The sequence below is a fragment of the Alteromonas sp. BZK5 genome (genome assembly GCF_014349115.1).
In the GTDB taxonomy this organism is placed as follows: Bacteria; Pseudomonadota; Gammaproteobacteria; order Enterobacterales; family Alteromonadaceae; genus Alteromonas; species Alteromonas macleodii.
Genome location: NZ_JACSOE010000001.1, coordinates 104,135 through 124,056 on the forward strand (window position 1 = coordinate 104,135; position 19,922 = coordinate 124,056).

A 19,922-nucleotide genomic window follows, 5' to 3' on the forward strand; every position below is an offset into this window, starting at 1 on the left:
AAATCTAGCGCACAGTCGCCGTTTAGGTGCCGCTTAAATAGGCATAGCGCCTACTTAAGCGGGTAAATCCTAGGAATGCTGTGCGTTGGCTTCTTCCATTTCCTTCTCAAGCTTAGCGCTTTCGTCTGCACGTGGCTTGGTAAATCGGGCAAGTGCAAGATACAAAACCGGTGTCAGGTAAAGGGTAAATACTACGGCAATACCCAATCCACCAAATACGACCCAGCCAATAGCATTACGAGCTTCTGCGCCAGCGCCTGTGGACAGAATGAGCGGCAGGCCACCTAGGATTGTTGAAACCAGCGTCATCATAATAGGGCGTAATCGCACTCTACCAGCCTCAACGATAGCATCGTAAATATCATAACCCTTATCGCGAAGCTGGTCGGCAAATTCAATCAAAAGAATCGCGTTTTTGGCGAGAAGACCTATCAACATTACCAAGCCAATTTGCGAGTAAATATTAATGCTGGTGCCGGTTAAAAACAGGGCATAGACCGCGGCTGCAATACCAAAAGGAACGGTAAGCATAACCACAACCGCACTGTTCACACTTTCAAATTGTGCAGCCAATACAAGCAGTACAATGACAAAAGCCAACACATAGGTAAGCGCTACTTGCTTAGACGTTTCCTCATAAGTTTGTGCTTCGCCAAGAAACACAAGTCCGATACCGTTCGGTAATGATTCTGCTGCTAGATTGCGAATATTTTCCACTACATTACTAAGCGCTACGTCTTCGGGCAATTCCATTTCCAGCTTAATTGCGCGGCGCTGTGCCTGACGCTCTAATTCAGCGGCAACACCTTCTTCACTGATGAAAGCTACGCTAGAAAGAGGCACCAAGTTTCCGTCGGTACTTTTCACATACAAGCTAGTAAGCTCAGATGGATCTAATGTACTGCGATTATTAGTTTGCAGCATGATAGGGATAGATTGGTCGCCCACATTCAAATCTGCGATATCATCGCCGTTCACAGCGGCGCGCAGGGTACTTGCTATATCGGTAAGCGGCACGCCCAGTTCTTCAGCACGGCGTCTGTCAATATTTACTCTCATCTGAGGTTGGGTAGGGTCGTAGCTTATTCTCGGTCTACCTAGTTCAGGTAGTGCATCTTCAATCTGACGAGAGAACGCTTGTGAAGCTTCGAAAATGTTTTCATAAGTGTCGCCAGTTAAAGCTATTTCAAGCCCGCCGCTTTGACCGCGAAGGTTCAAACTATTGCCGCCGAAGGCACTGCCTGGCGCCCCAGGAATTTGCTGAAGCTTAGGGCGTATTTCATTTACTACTTCTTGCAGAGATTTGTCTCGGTCATCCCAATGCTTCAAAGGCGCTGTGATAAAGACGATGTTGGGATCCCACGAACCGACTACCGTGTAAATGGAGTCTATGGTGCCGTTATCCACATAGGGAAGCAGCAGTTCTTCCATCTTTTCAGCTTGTCTGTCCATAAAGTTTAGGCCAGCACCGTCTGGACCTCGTGCAAAAATACGAATTGTGCCTCTGTCTTCGCTTGGCAGTAATTCATTATCGATATTTTGCGATAATATATAAGCGCCACCGCCTGCTGCTAAGCTCAACACACCAACTACCCAGCCATATTTGAGCGCTTTTAATAATGACGCCTGATACAGGCGCAAACAAGCGTTGCCAAAACGGCCAAAGGTCTTGCTAAACAAATCGCTTTCTTTCGCTTTTTTCACCTTAAGTCGGGCGGTAAGTGCAGGAACCAAGGAAAGGGCAACGAAAGATGAGATTATAACAGCGCCAGCTAATACGCCTCCAAACTCCCTGAATAAAAGCCCTGCAGTAGAAGGAAGGAATGCGATGGGAATAAATACTGAGGCGAGTACTGCGGTTGTTGCTACTACTGCGAAGAATACTTCTCGTGTGCCCACCACGGCTGCCGCACGGGCACCTAGACCCATACTTCTGCGACGCTGTATATTTTCAGAAACCACAATAGCGTCGTCTACTATCATACCCGTGGCCAATACAAGAGCGAGGAGGGTAAGAATATTAATGGAAAAGCCCATGCCCCAAATAATAGCCAGTGCACCCGCTAGCGAAACGGGTATCGACAGGGCAGGGACGATGGTGGCACGCCATGAACCAATAAACACTAAGAGTGTGACCACGACTAACGCCACGGTCAAGCTGAGTGAGACGACCACTTCTTTAACCGAGTCGCGGATAAACTCTGCATCATCGGACGTTACTACGATATGCATATCAGTAAAACGCTTGTCGAGGTCTGCGACCATGGCCAGCACTTCATCTGAAATCTCGATCGTATTAGAGCTTGCTTGACGTATTACGCCAACGCCTATGACTGGCGTTCCATCCAAACGAACTACGCTGGTGGTGTCGGCAGGGCCGAAGTACACACTGGCAACATCATTAATGCGAATGTCACCGCTTACAACAATGTTACCCACATCTTCTGCCGATACCGAAGTTGCATCAGCTCGCACGATTAACGCTTGTTCGGCAGATTGAATACTGCCAGCGGGTACATCAAAAGGCGCAAGCGATAGTGCATTAGCAATGTCACTCATCGATAGGCCAAAACTGGTTAATCGTAGAGGATCTACAGAAACGCGCAGCACACGCTCTCTTTCTCCATCTAACATAACGTCGGCAACGCCAGGAATGCTTAAAAACAATGGTGCTACATCGGTGTCGACACGTTCGGTGAGCGTCTCCATGTCCAAGGTATTACTTGAAATAGCAAGGCTTACGACCGCCTGAGCGTCGCTGTCGGCCCGAATGATCGATACTTGTTCGACATCTTCCGGAAGCTGTCGCTGAATTCGACTGACCGACTCACGTACTTCGTTAGCCGCGTCTTCCAAGTTAACGCCGGGGCGAAACTCAACCCGAACACGGGCCGAGTTTTCTTCACTTTGCGCATAGATGTCTTTGACGCCACTCACACGCGCAACCGCACCTTCAAGGCGACCAGTTACTTCGGCATCTACTGTTTCAGGAGATGCGCCGGGAAATTCTGCTGTAACGGTTACCTGAGGTGTATCTACATCGGGCAGTTCGCGCACTTCAAGACCGCTCAATGCAGCAAACCCAGCGATAGCAATAAGTAGATTTAGTACAACAATAAGAACCGGGCGTCGAATAGATAGCGATGGTAAGTCGCTAACTGACGAAGATAGGTTTGGATCACTCACCTTGAGGCCCTCCGGCCAGTTCGGTAGTAATCTCTTGTCCGGTACGTAAGCGTTGTACACCTTCAGAAATTAGTGTGTCACCTTCTTCAATGTCGCCCGAAACAAGGATAGTTCCTCTAAGACGCTGATGAACACTCACGTCAACACGTTTAGCCTTACCGTCTTCGGCAAGCCATATGTAAGCGACAGTAGCTCCCCACAAAAGTGCGGCTTCTGGAATGGCAGCAAAGCGATCGCCTTCAATGCTTAAATTAACCCGAAAGCTCATGCCAGGGCGAAATTGATCAGAAGAGTTGTCGAGTAATGCTCTAGCGCGAAGCGTTCTATCTGCCTCATTGATACGAGAATCAACCTGAGCTATCTCGGCTCTTACTAGTTTCTCTCTGTCACTCCATGGCTCAAGCGTTACGTTTGGCGCATTCAGTAAAACGGGCAATGCTGCTTCAGGCGCTCTGAAGTTAATAAAGAGTTTGCTTCTGTTATCCAGTGTAGTGATCACAGTCTGCTCGTTAATGCGATCGCCTACTTCAACGTCAGTTATGCCCACAACACCGTCAAAAGGCGCAACGATGTGTCTGTCTTGTAAATCGGCTTGAGCTTCTTCCAATGCAACTTCTGCAAGGTCACGTTGAGTGCGTGCTAAGTCCAATTCACTGACCGGCACAGCGCCTTGCTTATAGCTTGATGCTAATCGTTCTACGGTGCGCTGTGCGTCTTCCAAAGTGAGTTTGGCGCGTTTTAATGCCGTTTGCTGACGTCTATCATCAAGACGAACAAGCACCTTTCCTTTTTCTACTGTTTGCCCAGGGACAAAGTTAATTTCTGTTACTTCATCAGCGACGGCAGGATACAACACAATTGAACGAACGGCTTCAGCACTACCTACTGCTTCCACTTTTCGCGTTTCGTTCATAAATTCAATGGGCTTGGTTACTACAAGCTTTGCTTGCCTGTCTCCCATAAACTGCGCATTTGCAGTTGGCACCATCATTAAAAAAAGAGCGCAAAGACCTGTCCATGTCTTCATTGCACCATAGAATGAATTTTTCATTTTAAACCCGTAGCGTTATTGGAACCTGTGCAGAAAAAGCTGCTGGCCCTTTATTTTTGTATTACCAAAACGTATGTTTTGTAGTCGATTGGTCGACCTCGTTGTTTGTACCGTATAGCACCACAGGCGGTTCAGCTAAGCAATTGCAGTTCGGCGTATTCCCTGTACAGGGTATCGCTTTTCATTAACGATGCATGGTCGCCGCTTCCTACGACCTGACCTTTATCCATAACTAATATGCGATCGGCGTGCTGCACTGTCGCAAGTCGGTGAGCAATCACAATGCTGGTTTTGCCTACCATTAATCTATCTATCGCTTGTTGAACCATACGCTCACTCATCGCATCAAGCGCACTCGTCGCTTCATCGAGGAGTAAAATTGGGCGGTCGGCCAAAATAGCGCGAGCAATAGCAATACGTTGTTTTTGACCGCCAGAAAGTTTTACGCCTCGTTCGCCTAACTGTGTGTTGTAGCGCTCATCTAGGTTATCTATAAATTCGTGGGCAAATGCCTGCTTCGCTGCATTTATCACGGCGTCGTCACTTGCATGTGGGCTGCCGTAGCGAATGTTTTCCAACACGGTATCAGCAAAGACCACGGGCTCTTGGGTAACTATCGCAATATGTTGGCGCAGAACGTCTACAGGCATTTTGTTGATTGGCGCACCATTGAACAGTATTTGTCCGGCACTTGGGTCGTAGAAGCGCATTAATAATTGAAATAGTGTTGTTTTGCCTGCGCCACTTGCTCCTACCAGAGCAAGACGTTCTCCTGCTTGAATGTTAATGTTTAAATTATCAAACAAAGGTTTGCTGTTGGGGTAAGCAAAGCTGACATTTTCCAATTCTATTTTTGGTGCCGCTTTGGAGATTATCGGTTTAGCGCTTGCTCCTTTTAATGCTGAGTACGTTGAAGAAGCAGAGGCTTCAGCTGTGTCACCATTCAAAGATCGAATAGAAGGCTCAGTGGTAAATAGCTCGTACAAACGCTCACTTGCACCAACACCTCGCTGTACTTCACCAATGACTTCGCTGATTGTGGCCACACTGCCGCCAGCCATTACGGCATAGAAAAGGAAAGCGGAGAGTTCACCTACGGTCATAGTGCCGTCTAATACTTGCCTTGCCCCCACCCAAGCAATGAAGATGATGGCCGTCATACTGATACACATGATGCAGCCAATAAGTAGTGAGCGATAGTGAATACGCTTTTTAGCTACGTCCATGGCAAGCTCTACCTTTTTAGAGAAATGCAGTCGTTCGGCATTTTCAGCGGTATAGGCCTGTACGGTCATAATTTCATGGAGACTTTCATCAATGCGTGCACCCAAGTCTGCCACTTTGTCTTGGCTTTCTTTGGCATAACGGCGCACTTGAGGCGCCAGTACCTTGATAGGAACCAGCACAGCGGGTACTGCAACAATTACACAGAAGGTAAGAAGGGGACTAGAAAACGTCATAAGTGCCAGTGCACCAACGAAAGTCACGACCGAGCGAAGGGTCATCGACAAACTCATTCCCACTACAGTCTGGATAATTGTAGTGTCGCTAGTAAATCGAGAAATGACCTCGCCAGTTCTAAGTTCCGCAAAAAATGAAGGCGGAAGAGACAGCAAGTGCGCATATACCTGGTTTCTGATATCAGCACTAACCCGCTCGCCAAGCCAAGTCATTAAGTAAAAGCGCGCATATGTTGCTAAACAGGCCACGATAGTAATGGCTAGCACTAATACTGTGGCTTTGTTTAACGTATCCGCTGCGTTTTCTATGAAGCCGCTGTCGATAGCGTACTTAATGCCTTGCCCAAGTAAAAGCCATGCAACTGCGGCCGTGAAAAGTGCTATAACTGCACCTACAACGCGCGCTTTGTAGCGAAGTAAATGTGAGCCAATCCACTGTAAGACTTGTTTGGTTGATACACTAGCGAGTGGTGTTGTCAAAATTACCTCTTCATGCGCATAACTAATTCATAGCGTTGATTTCGCTACGCTTATTAAAATTCACTATTTGGATTATACGGCAAAGCATGTACATTGGACGTAGGCAATGCGATTACAGCGGCAGTATTTACGCTGGGATGAAAGTTAACGTCGCAGAAGCAAAGCAAAATAGTTAAAACGGGAAAATAACGATGACTGAAACACGTACTTTGTATTATGTTCATGATCCAATGTGCAGTTGGTGTTGGGCATTCGTTCCTACTTGGGAGCAAATACAGCGTGAGTTACCCAACGACATTGAGGTTGTCTACTTGCTTGGCGGGCTCGCACCGGATAGTGATTTACCTATGCCGGAACAAATGAAACTTACTATTGCAGGCTATTGGCAAACTATTCAAGATCGTGTGCCTGGAACACAATTCAACTATGATTTTTGGACAAAGTGTCAGCCTCGTCGTTCGACCTACCCTTCGTGTCGAGCAGTTCTTGCAGCAAAAGCGCAGGCTAGAGATAGCGATGAAGCAAAAGCATTAGAGAAGGCAATGATCAAGGCAATTCAAGAAGGGTATTACCTGAATGCGAAAAACCCGTCGGATTTTGATACCTTGATAGCATTTGCTGAAGAAATAGGGCTTGATGTCGAGCGCTTTGAAATAGCACTTAACAGTGAAAGTACAATTGAGAAATTAAACGAAGAAATGCATATGGCGCGTAGTATAGGCGCCCAAGGCTTTCCCAGCTTAATACTCAAATCAAACAAATTTGCCGAGGCAGAAGAGACAAAATCACAAGCGCTTAAAAAGCCACAGTGGCAAAACGTTCCCTACGACTATAACGACGCAAGTGTAACCCTGCGTCATCTATAATCGTTATTGAAAGAAGCGAGTACTTTTAAACTGTGCCTTCCTTGCATTGTTCAAGGCGTAAATCTCCCACCGATTTTGGGTATTCAACACGGGTTGTAACGATTTCAGAAACAGGGACGCCAGAATCCGTTTCTTGGAGCCATACTTTCATATCGTGATGGTCACGAGATTGGTTGAGCGAGTAACGCTTGCCGCCTTCTAAGTTTACATCTAGCCTAACTATCGCCTCGCGAGTGGTACCATCAGGCAGGTCAGTGTTTACGACACTGGCTTGAACAAATAGAACATGCTCTCCCGGCTCAACATCCCGAAGAACTAACGCACCGTTAGGGCGTTGGTTAAAACACATCAACTTTACGTACTCTCGCTTATTGTCAAAGGCTTCTCCGCGGTTAGCGAAAAAGTCTATACGAGCTTCATTGGGTTGGACTTCTGCTTGTTGTGTGACCATATCTGTAGCGGATGAACACGCGAAAAGTGGAGCAACTGATGTAGCGAGTATGAGTGATGATAATTTCATTCGAATAATCCTTCTTCGTGATCCATTTACTGAAGCCTTTGATTAACAAATGCGCCAAAGAAAAACTAAAATCCAGTTAACTGCCATCCTTTAAACTGCATATGGCTTAAGTTTTTTATCCACACTAAATCCTAGTGCTACGTTAACAATACACCACCAGATGATATTTTAAAGAAATTTACGAAAGATCATGCATGTGTATTTGCGTTCTTAGGCCATCACCTACTTACGGGAGCGATATTGAACTAAACAAAGGATAAATCAGGTTTTTACTTGCATTGAGTGGTGATATCCGTATAATTCGGCGGCCTTCTAATTGGTGTCTAATTTTTAGACGTTGGTTGAAGGCTTAAGTTAACGGTAACGCTACAACGAGTTTGAGGCATTTATGGTTACTATTCGTTTACAGCGTGGTGGCGCGAAAAAGCGTCCATTTTATCAACTAGTGGTGGCTGATAGCCGTCGTGCAAGAAACGGTCGTTTCATTGAAAACATCGGTTTCTTCAACCCAACTGCACAAGGTCAAGCGGAGCGTCTTCGCGTAGATCTAGAGCGTGTTGAATACTGGGTTGGTGTAGGCGCGAGCTTATCAGATCGCGTTTCTAGCTTGGTAAAAGAAGCGAAAAAATCTGCAGCGTAAGCTGTTATTAACTGGTGGTATAGATGAGTCTAGCGTCTGACAAAGTGATTGTTGGCAAAATTGGCGCACCGTACGGTGTTAAAGGTTGGGTCAAAATCAACAGCTATACAGAAACGCCAGAAGGTATTTTTGATTACGCGCCATGGTTTCTTGGCGATGAAAAGGAATACCAAATTGACCAGTGGCGACCGCACGGTAAAAGCCTCGTTGCAAAAATTGTGGGCGTTGATAGTCGAGATGATGCTGAGCGCATCAAAAACTTGGATATCAACATAAATGCTTCACAGCTGCCTGATTTAGGCGACGAAGGGGTTTATTGGCGTGAGCTCACCGGCATGAAAGTAGTAACAACGCAAGGTTACGACTTGGGTGTGGTGAAAGAAGTGTTTAATACAGGTGCTAACGACGTGATTCACGTTAAAGCGAATGTAGGCGATGCTTTTGGTCAAAAAGAAAGACTATTACCTTTTGTGTTCGACGAAGTCGTACAAGAGGTGGATAAGGAAGCGAAGATCATTAAAGTTGACTGGGACCCGGGGTTTTAAGTGACACCGGAAAAGTGGTTCGGCGTTGTTAGCCTGTTTCCAGATATGTTTGCCCCTTTTACCCAACAGGGTGTTATAGGTCGAGCAGTTAAGTCTGGAACGTTATCGGTTGACACCTTCAACCCCCGTGACTTTACACATGATCGCCATCGTACAGTAGACGATCGCCCCTACGGAGGCGGACCCGGTATGCTGATGATGGTAAAACCGCTAACCGACGCAATACAAGCTGCCAAGAAAGTTGGTGGCGAAAAAAGTAAGGTGATCTACTTATCACCACAAGGGAAACCCCTTGACCAAGCAGGCGTACAGCGCCTTGCTAACATTGACCGCACAATTTTAATTTGCGGCCGATATGAAGGCATCGACGAGCGAGTAATCGAAAGCCATGTAGATGAAGAAGTCTCTATTGGTGATTACGTGCTAAGCGGCGGTGAACTGCCAGCAATGGTCCTTATGGACGCGGTTGCTCGATTAGTTCCTGGCGTGTTGGGGCATAAAGCCTCAGCAGTTGAAGATTCTTTCACTGACGGTCTTTTGGATTGTCCGCACTATACGCGGCCCGAAATACTCGATGGTCAAAAGGTACCTGATGTGTTGTTAAGTGGGAACCATGAAAAAATTAGGCAGTGGCGATTGATGCAATCATTAGGTAGAACCTGGCAGCGTCGCCCTGAATTGTTAAATCACCTAGCTCTGACTGAGGAGCAGCAGCGTTTGCTTGAATTATTCCAAGCGCAACTGCAGCAAGATGACAGTTAACTAGGACGAGAGGATATGATGAGCAAAGTCAGTCAAGATATCATCAAAAAAATCGAAGAAGCACAGCTAAAGACTGATGTTCCTGCGTTTGGTCCAGGTGACACAGTAGTTGTTAAAGTTCGCGTTACCGAAGGTGACAAAGAGCGTCTTCAGGCTTATGAAGGTGTTGTTATCGCTAAACGTAACCGTGGTCTGCACTCGTCTTTTACCGTGCGTAAAATTTCTAGCGGCGAAGGCGTTGAGCGTGTGTTCCAAACACACAGCCCGGCAGTTTCTTCAATTGAAGTGAAACGTCGCGGTGCGGTTCGTCGTGCTAAGCTTTACTATCTACGTGAGCGTTCAGGTAAATCTGCACGTATCAAAGAGAAGCTTAACTAAGATTACTAATCCTTGCGTTATTGTTAACTTCGAAAAAGCCCGCTTTAAGCGGGCTTTTTTGTGCCTGCAATTCGATCCATTCAATCTGTTTTTTAATACAAACATTAAGGTTTCTTAATAGAGAGAAGGATGAGTACAGAATACTTTATCGTGTTAGGCGTTGTTGGCGTCGCATTTTTTGCTGTATCGGGAGCATTGCTGGGGCATGACAAAAGTATCAATGGGTTTGGCATCGTCGTTGTCGGCGTGATGACAGCCCTTGGCGGAGGTACTTTAAGAGACCTCCTATTAGGAAAACCTATTTTCTGGGTAGAAACCTCAGAGTATCTACTAGCAACCTATTCAGCTATATTCGCGACAGTCTTATTCATTCGCTATATGCCTTCTCCTTCCAATTTTTACTTTATACTTATCGACACCATAGGGCTTGCTATTTTTAATGTCATAGGCATCGAGAAAGCACTTATTAGTGGAACCGGAATGATTGTCGCCCTAACGATGGGTATGACAACCGGTATCTTCGGGGGCTTGATGCGCGATGTGGTTTGCAGAGAAGTACCTTACGTTATGCGTGGAGATGTTTACGCGAGTGCATGTTTTGCAGGTGGTCTCACTTACGCCGCCTTGTTTGCCCTAGACATCCCTTACATTTGGTGCATTTTAGGTTCTATCTCTGTAACAGTTTTAATGAGAATTGCATCGTTGCACTGGGGGGTTAAAGTCGATCTTTTTAGGAAGAGAACACCAAGGCCTAACTAACAGTGTAGAGTCCAACATCGATATGCCCATGAAAAGACTTATTAGCAAATATCGGTGAAGCGTCTTAAGTGACGCTTCACCATAGCGCCGGTTATTGTTATGCCATGAGTGATAGCGATTCTATTAACGGTTTGTTCTCGTTATCGATAGTGTGGATGATATGTTTGTGTAGACGCTTTTTGTGTTCGCCAAAAATACCACGCTTTTTATCAAAGGTCTTAGCGTAGTTCAGCGCACCTTCCATCAAGCTTTCTTGTGTATCGTACGCCTTTTCCACCACGTGATCTTGCTCTAACTCTTTACCAGATACACGCCTTCCGGAAAGCTTCATTTCATTAAATCTGTAATACGGCATCGCTTTTTTAACAAACTCAATCATACCGGGCAGAAAGGGGATTGATAAATCTACTTCAGGGAAACAGAAGAAGCCTTTGTCTGCGCGCATAAATCTGAAGTCACAAGCGCACGCCAAAATTGCTCCGTTTCCGAAGGCGTGTCCGTTGATTGCAGCAATAACCGGGAGAGGATAAAGAAGCAGCGCTTTAAACACGTCATCCATGCCGTACATAAATTGCTTTATTTCCTCAGTGCGAGCTGCTTTCATCGCTGGCATTAGCCAGTTTGTGTCTATACCTAGACTAAAGCATTTCTCATCATTTGATGTGATCACTAGTGCTTTACAGCTTTCATTACTTTTAATGGTATTTAACGCTGAAAGCATCTCCTTTGCGAAAAGAGGATTGTGGCGGTTCTCTCCATTTTGCATGGTTAGAATGGCGACGTCACCAGTGTAGGTTAGGGCTAAATTTTGCATTGTGTTCTCATTATTATTCCATTGCCGCTATGATACAAAATCCTGACAATAAATGAGAAATTTAGCTTATTTATGTTGGTCAATTACGCCATTAAATTCTTGGATCATTTGAAAACGTAAGGACGGGATGTCACTACAAAGCGTTTGACTAATGAGGTAATTCGAACAAGCCTCACTGTCGATTAAAAATTGTGCTATCTCTATGCACTATTGCCATTCAGTCATGCTCATTCGCTTCGAATCTACCCTAGATTAAAGTATTATTCGTTATTACTTGCGCTATTACGCTTGAGTTGCTAAAAAGTCAATGACGTTAAAGAAATATAGAAAAAACTGATTGTACAATAAAGTTTACATGCAGATTGCACACTCTTTTGGCGTTTAATTTTCCGTTTTTTATTTGTAGTTAAGAGAGTAAGAGAGCTCCCATGATCAAGGACACCGTAAATAATGTTCACGTAAGTACCGAAGATGTACTTATAACCCCTGAAGCGCTTAGTGTTGAATTGCCTGTGTCAGACAAAGCGTTAGCGGCTATCTCTGAGTCTAGAAAGATTGTTTCAGATATCATTCATCGTCGCGACCATAGATTGCTTGTAGTGTGTGGACCATGTTCTATACACGACGTTGAAGCCGCGAAAGAGTACGCACTTAAGCTTAAAGAGCTTCATGAATCATGCAAAGACACGCTATTTATCGTTATGCGTGTGTACTTCGAAAAGCCGCGTACTACGACAGGTTGGAAAGGTTTAATCAATGACCCGCATATCGACGGTACATTTGATATTGAAACCGGTCTTCGTAAGGCAAGAGAGTTGTTAATTTGGCTTGCAGAATTAGAGCTGCCTGTTGCAACAGAAGCACTGGATCCAATTAGTCCACAATATCTTGCTGAGCTATTTAGCTGGGCTGCTATCGGTGCGCGTACCTCTGAATCGCAAACCCACCGTGAAATGGCCAGTGGTTTGTCTATGCCAGTGGGTTTCAAAAATGGTACAGATGGAAGCCTAGATATTGCCATGAACGCCCTTAAATCGGCGGCATCGGGTCACCGTTTTATGGGAATTAACAAGCAAGGCCAGGTGAGTATTATCGGGACCAGCGGTAATCCAGATGGCCACATTATTTTGCGCGGTGGAAAACAGCCTAACTACGACTCGGTTTGCGTATCAGAGTGCGAGATTGAGCTGCAGGATGCTGGTTTAACAGCGGGCTTAGTAGTAGATTGTAGCCATGCAAACTCTTCAAAAGATTATCGCCGTCAGCCATTGGTTGCACAGAACGTGGTCAATCAAATTCTAGAAGGCAATCAGTCTATCATTGGCGTTATGTTGGAAAGTCATTTGAAACCGGGTAACCAAAAAGCTGAAGGCAAAAAGCCTGAAGAACTTGAATACGGTGTTTCAATCACAGACGGATGTATTGATTGGGAAACCACAGAGAACTTAGTATCTCAAACCAGAGATAAGTTAATAACTGTGTTACCCTTACGCCAAAATAAGCGCACGGTGGCATAAATCCAAGCAACGCCTAATGTGGCAAGAAAAATTTGCCAATAAGCCACGTGCCATTTGATTCAAGGATAAGACAGAATGGCCGATTTATCGCAGCACTTAAAAAAGTTAGATACGCTGCGTGAAGGTATCGACGAGCTGGATACCCAGCTTGTCGAATTACTCGCTAAACGCAACCAAATTACAACCCAGGTCGGTCAAATTAAGGCTGAAGCTGGTATGCCCGTTTATGTACCAGAGCGCGAAAAAGCGTTGATCGCCTCCCGCCGTGCTCAGGCTGAAGCGCTAGGTGTGTCGCCCGATCTCACCGAAGACTTATTACGTCGAGTAATGCGAGAGTCTTATCACACGCAAAACAACAAATATCGCTGTGTGAAACCTGATGTCGACAACGTTGTTGTAATTGGTGGAGCAGGGGCACTTGGTCGTGTGTTTGTGAGCTTGTTCGAACGAAGTAACTACAACGTTTCAGTTGTGGAAAAAGACGACTGGGAAAGCGGTAGAGCAACATCGTTATTAAGCTGTGCTTCACTGGTTGTTGTTGCAGTGCCTATTAATCTAACCGAAACCGTGATTAGCAAGCTTACTATGCTGCCAGAGGATTGCGTGCTTGCCGATATAACCAGTATTAAAGCCAAGCCACTTGAGGCGATGCTTGCCGCACACAATGGTCCGGTTGTTGGACTGCACCCCATGTTTGGTCCTGACGCGCCTGGCATGATTAAACAGGTAGTGGTAGTGTGCGACGGACGTGGCAAAGAGAAATACAGTTGGCTCATTGAGCAAATGCGAATTTGGGGTGCTACCATTCACGACTCCAGCGCACAAGAACATGACCAAGCCATGGCTTATATTCAGGTAATGCGTCACTTCAACACGTTTGTGTACGGGCAACATTTAAAAGGTGAAGATCCTAATCTGGAATCACTAACCATGTTTAGCTCACCTATTTATCGTTTAGAACTCGCAATGGTAGGCAGGTTATTCGCTCAGTCACCACAACTTTATGCTGATATTATTTTCAATAACCCTGATAACTTTGCACTTCTACGTCGCTTTTACGAACGTTTTGGGATTGCATTGTCATTACTTGAGAATGGCGACAAAAAAGGCTTTGTAGAACAGTTCATGAAGGTCGGCGCGTGGTTCGGAGATTATGCGAAGAAGTGTTTAGTAGACAGCAAACAGATGTTGTTAAAAGCGGATGATGGTCAGCTTTTAAGAGACAAGTAGTTTTAATAAAGCGGTTAATTGGTAAAAAGGTGAGCTTCTAAGCTCACCTTTTTCGTGTTAATCAGCCAGCGCACTCGCCGCGGCCACTTTGGTCGGGCTAATTTCTTCGCTTGGATAGCAGCCCAATACTTTGATGTAGCGCGTAATACCACGCAATGCATCAAGGGCATTTTGTACAGGGCCATCTTCTACGTTGCCTTCTACATCAATGTAGAACATCTCTTCCCATGGATTACCTGGAATAGGACGCGATTCAAGCTTCGTCATATTGATGCTGTTCTCTCGTAGCACCAATAAGGCCTCTACAAGTGCACCTGGCTTTTGGATGGTGGACATAACAAGTGTTGTTTTAGCAGGAACTTGAAGTGGAACCACTACTGGGTTGCGAGCAACAACAATAAAGCGGCTATGGTTTTCTTTTTGGTTTGCTAAGTTACTCTTTATTGCCATTAGGCCGTACAAGTTACCACCTGCTTCACTGCCTATTGCGGCTACGTCATCGCGTTTAAGCTCACTAACTGTCAACATGGCAGACGAGGTGCTGTCCATGGTTTTCACTTCTATGTTCCCTAGTTCTGCTAAGAAATGGCTACACTGAGTGAACACTTGAGGGTGAGCGTAAAGCGTTTTGATTTTATCGATACTGGTGTTGGTTCCCACTAACAATGTATGGCGGATAGGGTGGGTGAGTTCACCAATAATACTAAGTTGGGTATGCTGTAGTTGGTCATACACTTCATTGATACTGCCAGACGTCGTGTTCTCAATAGGCAATACCGCGTAATCGGCTTCTGTACTTTCAACTTTGTGAATAATTTCAGCAAAGCTCTGACAGCCGATTTCCAGCAATTCGCCTGGGCGACGAGAGAAGTACTTTTGCGTTGCTAGATAAGAGTAAGAGCCCTTGTCGCCCAAGAATGCCACTCGGTTTAAGGGCAATGTACTGCCAGGGTTAGCGCGTTCAGCAAGCATAGCCTGCTGGTTTAAAACAGAGTCTTCAATAATAACGTGGAAAATTTGTGTCACATAATGAGGGTCTAAGCCGATGTTTTGGCCTTCTTTTATTAGGCGCACCAATAGCTGTTCTTCTCGCTTTTGATCTCTCACAGGAATGTGATGCTTTATTTTCGTCTCAGCCACTTCGTTGGTTAACTTTCTGCGTTCTGAGAGTAAAGTAAGTAATTCACTGTCTAAAGCGGTAATCCGCTCTCTAACAGTATCTAATGCATTGTCTGACATATCTTTCCCGTGCGTATCGTATAAGAAAATTCTGCTAAAAAAAAACCTCCCAGTTGGGAGGTTTTCATGCATGTAGCCGCGCCTCCCTAGTTAAAGGATATAAACGCAAAAAAGAAAAGTGCTACGTGCATAGTATTCTGTTTCATAGGTTTGAATGTATGTTGAACGCCTATGTGTGTCAACCCATTTTTACAAATTGAATAGTTGTTTTTAATGTGGAGGGCTTGAAAAAGTGATTAAAATGCGCTGTTGGCTTTACAAAAAGCCAACCGGTTAGGGCATGAAGCGTTGGCAGGTGCCGTAAATAAGCACCTGACGGTGAGTAATTTGAGAACGTCGTTTATATGTTAACGCTTAGTTACCTAATAGTGCTGAAAGCATTTGTCTTACTTCATTGGGCTCAAAAGGCTTATCGCATAGCGCGTTCACACCTGTTTGCTGAATATTAGCCATATGTGCACTGTCAGCTGACTCTGACGTTACCATGATAATCGGTATATGTGTGGTTTCTGGATTGAAGCGGATAAATTCCGATAGTTCCCTGCCATCCATTTCGGGCATATTGTAGTCGGTAACCACGAGGTCAAAAGGTTCATCTTTTATAAAAGTTAGCGCCATTGCGCCATTCTCAGCTTCTTTTATGCGTTGAAGCCCCATGCCTTCTAGTACGCGTCGAATATGATTACGCGCTAATTTACTGTCATCAACAAGAAGTACGCGAACGTCGTGTACGTCAAATAGTTCTAATTCTAGTTCATCGTGATTGATTAAGTCTAAGCTTGCGTTTAACGCACGAGACAAGTGAAGGGGTTCAAATGGTTTAGGAAGAATAGCCGCAACACCCGCCTGCTTAAACTCTTCTAGTTTGCTTAAACGATTTTCACTGGAAACCAACATGAAGGGAATTGTTTTAAATGCGTCGTCTTCTTTTATGAATTTAAGTAGTTCTAGTGCGGTTCCATCTTCGTAGTACATCGAGCTTACGATTAGGTCAGCACCGTGCGCTTTTACCGCTGAACGAGCTTCGGAAAGGGTACTGACGGGGTCAATTTCCTTTACGTGTTCTTTTAACAACAAAGTGGTGATGATCTTTCTTTGTGTGTCAGAAGGCTCAACTAAAATAATGTGTAGATCAGAAATTGACAGCTTTTCCATTTCAGACTCTTTTTGTTATTTGTTTATGAAAAAGTGAGAGCTCGCTAGATGACTAGCGTTACGTTAGCCCCCAGCAAGCTTAACTTTATACCCTTTATCGGTAAGTAGTGTGCGGAGCTTTTCCCTGTCATCAGTTTGTACTTCAATGACACCGTCTTTCACTGCGCCGCCGCAACCACATTTTTTCTTTAGCTCAGAGCCTAGTTTTTTCAGCTCATCAGACGCGAGGTCTAATCCTTTAATCAGAGACACCCCTTTACCTTTGCGACCTTTAGTTTCCCTGTGAATACGAACAACGCCGTCAGAAGACACCGAACGCGCTTGCTCTTTTGGCTCAGGCTTTATTTTGCCGCTTTCAGTACTATAGACCAAAAGGGCGTCTTGCCAGTCTTGCATACATACCTCAATAAATTGCGTCTTTCCATCTAAATGGCGATAAAAAAAGCATTACCATACGAAAGTTTAAGATGACTTTCATGGCGATGTGTAAAAGTTCAACTAGTATAAGAATAGCAAAGTTAAAAGCATGTGATGAAGCATTTCTGCTTACATTTTTAAGGAGCGAATATGGAAATAACGTCGAGCTATCAAAATCAAGGGAAAGCACTAGTGGTAGATGTAGGCACTAAGTTTGACTTTAGTAAGGTAGAAGACTTCAGAAACGCCTATGGCGAACTGGGCGCCGATGTCTCTCACATCACCATAGATTTATCGCGTACTGAATACATGGATAGCTCTGCCTTAGGTATGTTGTTAAACATGCAAAAGACGCTCGCTGAAAGAGAATTAACCTACAGTATCGAAAATGCCCGTCCTCAGGTTGCTAAAATCCTGAAAATATCTCGATTCGATAAAAAGTTCGACATTAAGTAAGAAAAGCAAGTCGCTAAATTAACATTTTATCGAAGAGACATACGTGAAGATCCTCATTGTTGACGACGAGGCTATCAACCGTACATTGCTTACTAACATGCTTTATAACGCAGGGTATGAAGAGTGTATCGAAGCAGTGGATGGTGTTGAAGCTATCAAAAAATTTACGCACGAAAAACCCGACTTGGTTTTGTTGGATGTTGTGATGCCTGGGCTCAGTGGTTTTGACGTTGCACCCAAAATACGCAAGCTTGCGAAAGGGCCGTATCTACCTATTCTTTTTATCACCGCTTTAGAAGATAAAGAAAGCTTAGTGAGGTGTCTGGAAGTTGGCGGGAACGACTTTGCCACAAAGCCCTTTGACCGACACATTCTAATTGCCAAAATTCGAGCCCACTTAAAAATACGTGCTTTGAGTGAACACATAGAACAGCAAAATAAAGCACTTCGATTATTCAATCAAAGAGTGGCGAGAGAGCACGCCATTGTGGAACATATTTTTAGCCACGCTATTGTCAATCGGCCCGAGGTAATGGCGCATTTCGACTGCTTCCTAAAGCCAGCTGAAACCTTTAATGGCGATCTCTTTCTATGCGAATCAAGCCCTAGTGGTGGTATTTATTTTGTTGTGGGAGATTTTACAGGCCATGGTTTGGCGTCAGCAATTGGTGCGTTGCCTGTAACCCGAGCCTTTCAGGAACTCAGCCAGCAAGGGGTATCTATTTCTGAGATTATTTCAGAGTTAAATCAAATTTTAATTAAGTTTCTACCAAGTGACATGTTTATGGCCGCAGTGGTGGGCGAAATTAACGCGGGGGGCAATAGAATAAACTTATGGCAGGGTGGAATGCCGGCTGTCATTGTTCCTGCGAAAACTGATTTAGCACTGCGCTGCATTCCCTCACGTCACATGGCATTAGGGATCCTGGATGAGCATGAACTCAACACCGATTGCGATACCATTCAACTAGGATGCAATGAACAGCTTGTAATTTGTAGCGACGGGCTAATTGAGAGTACTAATCAAGCGGGAGAAATGCTTCTTGAGGAGGGCTTAGTAAGAATAGTAAAAGAGCAAATGCAGACGCATGGGAAAATAGAATCCAATTCACTTTTTCTTAAGGCGAAAGAGCATTGCGCAGCCTCATCATTTCATGATGATGTCACGCTAGTCGTGTTTACCTCTCAACCCATTAAAACGCCCGTATCACCAAAGATGGATTTTGGATTGCCATCGGTGCATGAAGTTGCGCTTGACGCACAACATTTGAAACAGCCTGATATTCTTCAACGCGTGCTACAGCTTGCGGGGCAATGTGAGGGCATCCAAGCGGTGCGTTCGATAATTTATACTGTGTTGTCGGAACTGTTTAATAATGCGTTAGAGCATGGGATCTTGAAACTCGACTCAAAACTCAAAGCTGATAGTACAGGGTTCCATCAATATTACGAAAACCGCGAGGCTTCGCTAAAAGCGCTTAGTCACGGGCGAATTAATATTCGGATAGAGTCTTTACCCCTTGAAGGTAAGGTGCTGATAGCGGTTGAAGATAGTGGTGAAGGCTTTAAGTGGAATAAGGCGAGTACGATAGGCTGGCGTCATTCCGTTCATGACGAATGCTTTGGACGTGGTCTCCCTTTGCTTCACGCGCTGTGCGAACGAGTGTGGTTCGAAAACGGCGGGAGTAAAGTGATTTGCTTACTTGATACTAAAATTTAGGCGCCTTTAGAAAATATCTTTACGGGCAAAATGTTCATATTCATGTTTTTCTGAGGGCTTTAAACTCTCACTTTGCAGCGCTAGTCGCTGAGTACAGTTTACGTAGACTTGCTTACTTGGTCATCGCTGTAAATCTGTCCATCTAATCCAGCAATTAATCGAATTTAGCTTTTACCGAGTAAAAGTTTTATCGATACTCAAATTTCGTTAACCGCAGGCGATTCTGCGGTGACACAAGAAGTAGGACCCCATGCTGAAATCATTTCTTAAACTTTTCGAAGACACGCATAAGCGCACAGAGCCAACGTATACCGTTGAATTGGCGACTGCTGCATTGCTTAGTGAAATTGTTAACGCTGATAATGAGGTAACGGATAGCGAGAGAAGTGAATACGAGAAACAGCTCAGAAAGCATGTAAACATAGATGAGGAAGCGATGTCGTTGTTGCTTGAAAGAGGGCAAGAGACGGCTGACGATTCAATTGACTTAGTGCGTTTTACTCAAGTACTAAATAAACACTGCAGCGCTGATGAGAAAAGAGATGTGATAAAGAGCCTCTGGGCTATTGCATACGCGGATGAATCTTTAGCGCCTCTTGAAGAGAGTACTATTCGTCAAATAGCTGATTTATTGTACGTTCCCCATAGCCAATACATTAAAACTAAACTTGAAGTAGTTGAAAGAACATAGCGTTCATCATCACTCAGTTAGTCTTTTTTGTATTAG

19 protein-coding genes are annotated in these 19,922 nt (G+C 44.7%); 11 read left to right on the forward strand and 8 right to left on the reverse strand.

Going from position 1 to position 19,922, the window contains the following annotated elements; genetic code table 11:
* Positions 1-69: 69 nt before the first annotated feature.
* The 3 genes from BIZ39_RS00405 to BIZ39_RS00415 all read right to left on the reverse strand — a co-directional run bounded on the left by BIZ39_RS00405 (position 70) and on the right by BIZ39_RS00415 (position 6,177).
* The gene (locus BIZ39_RS00405) at positions 70-3,186 is read right to left on the reverse strand and encodes an efflux RND transporter permease subunit (protein ID WP_187446103.1); all 3,117 of its coding nucleotides are present in this window, start codon (positions 3,184-3,186) and stop codon (positions 70-72) included.
* Positions 3,179-4,237, reverse strand: coding sequence for an efflux RND transporter periplasmic adaptor subunit (locus BIZ39_RS00410; protein WP_187446104.1), 1,059 nt, complete (start codon positions 4,235-4,237; stop codon positions 3,179-3,181). Before BIZ39_RS00410 ends, BIZ39_RS00405 begins: the two co-directional genes overlap by 8 nt.
* A gap of 131 nt (positions 4,238-4,368) precedes the next feature.
* A complete protein-coding gene (locus BIZ39_RS00415; protein WP_131137018.1) occupies positions 4,369-6,177 on the reverse strand; it encodes an ABC transporter transmembrane domain-containing protein in 1,809 nt (602 codons plus the stop codon).
* Between the two features lie 191 nt (positions 6,178-6,368).
* Between BIZ39_RS00415 and BIZ39_RS00420 the strand changes: the two genes are divergently transcribed.
* A complete protein-coding gene (locus BIZ39_RS00420; RefSeq protein WP_049585862.1) occupies positions 6,369-7,043 on the forward strand; it encodes a DsbA family protein in 675 nt (224 codons plus the stop codon).
* A 25-nt stretch (positions 7,044-7,068) separates the two neighbouring features.
* Here BIZ39_RS00420 and BIZ39_RS00425 read toward each other — a convergent pair whose 3' ends face one another.
* The gene (locus BIZ39_RS00425; RefSeq protein WP_168462745.1) at positions 7,069-7,563 is read right to left on the reverse strand and encodes a hypothetical protein; all 495 of its coding nucleotides are present in this window, start codon (positions 7,561-7,563) and stop codon (positions 7,069-7,071) included.
* Positions 7,564-7,951: 388 nt separating this feature from the next.
* On the opposite strand from BIZ39_RS00425, the gene rpsP reads away from it, so the two are divergent.
* From rpsP to BIZ39_RS00450, 5 genes are all read left to right on the forward strand, one after another.
* A complete protein-coding gene (gene rpsP / locus BIZ39_RS00430) occupies positions 7,952-8,203 on the forward strand; it encodes a 30S ribosomal protein S16 (protein WP_014948832.1) in 252 nt (83 codons plus the stop codon).
* 23 nt (positions 8,204-8,226) lie between these two features.
* Positions 8,227-8,748 carry a ribosome maturation factor RimM gene (gene rimM / locus BIZ39_RS00435; RefSeq protein WP_049585864.1) on the forward strand — a complete coding sequence of 174 codons (522 nt, stop codon included), beginning with the start codon at positions 8,227-8,229 and terminating at the stop codon, positions 8,746-8,748.
* Positions 8,749-9,510 (forward strand): tRNA (guanosine(37)-N1)-methyltransferase TrmD, encoded by a 762-nt coding sequence (trmD, locus tag BIZ39_RS00440; protein WP_080986369.1) that lies wholly within the window; start codon positions 8,749-8,751, stop codon positions 9,508-9,510.
* An 18-nt stretch (positions 9,511-9,528) separates the two neighbouring features.
* Positions 9,529-9,888: a 50S ribosomal protein L19 gene (gene rplS, locus BIZ39_RS00445; RefSeq protein WP_024015986.1), complete on the forward strand. Its 360-nt coding sequence runs from the start codon at positions 9,529-9,531 to the stop codon at positions 9,886-9,888.
* 129 nt (positions 9,889-10,017) lie between these two features.
* Positions 10,018-10,647, forward strand: a complete 630-nt coding sequence (locus tag BIZ39_RS00450) for a trimeric intracellular cation channel family protein (RefSeq protein ID WP_014948836.1) — start codon at positions 10,018-10,020, stop codon at positions 10,645-10,647.
* 97 nt (positions 10,648-10,744) lie between these two features.
* Here the strand turns inward: BIZ39_RS00450 and BIZ39_RS00455 are convergent, their stop codons facing one another.
* Positions 10,745-11,461, reverse strand: a complete 717-nt coding sequence (locus BIZ39_RS00455; protein ID WP_187446105.1) for an enoyl-CoA hydratase/isomerase family protein — start codon at positions 11,459-11,461, stop codon at positions 10,745-10,747.
* A 428-nt stretch (positions 11,462-11,889) separates the two neighbouring features.
* Here BIZ39_RS00455 and BIZ39_RS00460 point away from each other — a divergent pair, with 428 nt between their 5' ends.
* Both BIZ39_RS00460 and tyrA read left to right on the forward strand, forming a co-directional pair.
* Positions 11,890-12,978: a 3-deoxy-7-phosphoheptulonate synthase gene (locus tag BIZ39_RS00460; protein ID WP_187446106.1), complete on the forward strand. Its 1,089-nt coding sequence runs from the start codon at positions 11,890-11,892 to the stop codon at positions 12,976-12,978.
* A gap of 75 nt (positions 12,979-13,053) precedes the next feature.
* The gene (gene tyrA / locus BIZ39_RS00465) at positions 13,054-14,208 is read left to right on the forward strand and encodes a bifunctional chorismate mutase/prephenate dehydrogenase (protein ID WP_187446107.1); all 1,155 of its coding nucleotides are present in this window, start codon (positions 13,054-13,056) and stop codon (positions 14,206-14,208) included.
* A gap of 57 nt (positions 14,209-14,265) precedes the next feature.
* On the opposite strand, the gene pheA is transcribed toward tyrA, so the two are convergent.
* The 3 genes from pheA to yciH all read right to left on the reverse strand — a co-directional run bounded on the left by pheA (position 14,266) and on the right by yciH (position 16,998).
* Entirely contained in the window at positions 14,266-15,519 is a 1,254-nt protein-coding gene (pheA, locus tag BIZ39_RS00470) for a prephenate dehydratase (protein ID WP_187446108.1), read from the reverse strand.
* Between the two features lie 282 nt (positions 15,520-15,801).
* A complete protein-coding gene (locus BIZ39_RS00475; RefSeq protein WP_061094612.1) occupies positions 15,802-16,602 on the reverse strand; it encodes a response regulator in 801 nt (266 codons plus the stop codon).
* A 63-nt stretch (positions 16,603-16,665) separates the two neighbouring features.
* Positions 16,666-16,998 (reverse strand): stress response translation initiation inhibitor YciH, encoded by a 333-nt coding sequence (yciH, locus tag BIZ39_RS00480; RefSeq protein WP_014948847.1) that lies wholly within the window; start codon positions 16,996-16,998, stop codon positions 16,666-16,668.
* Between the two features lie 171 nt (positions 16,999-17,169).
* On the opposite strand from yciH, the gene BIZ39_RS00485 reads away from it, so the two are divergent.
* The 3 genes from BIZ39_RS00485 (at position 17,170) to BIZ39_RS00495 (ending at position 19,886) form a co-directional block, all read left to right on the forward strand.
* Complete coding sequence (locus BIZ39_RS00485; RefSeq protein WP_187446109.1) at positions 17,170-17,475, forward strand: STAS domain-containing protein; 306 nt, start codon at positions 17,170-17,172, stop codon at positions 17,473-17,475.
* Positions 17,476-17,518: 43 nt separating this feature from the next.
* A complete protein-coding gene (locus tag BIZ39_RS00490; RefSeq protein WP_187446110.1) occupies positions 17,519-19,195 on the forward strand; it encodes a SpoIIE family protein phosphatase in 1,677 nt (558 codons plus the stop codon).
* Positions 19,196-19,445: 250 nt separating this feature from the next.
* On the forward strand, positions 19,446-19,886 hold the full coding sequence (locus BIZ39_RS00495) for a TerB family tellurite resistance protein (protein ID WP_014948851.1): 441 nt from the start codon (positions 19,446-19,448) through the stop codon (positions 19,884-19,886).
* The last annotated feature ends 36 nt before the right edge of the window (positions 19,887-19,922 follow it).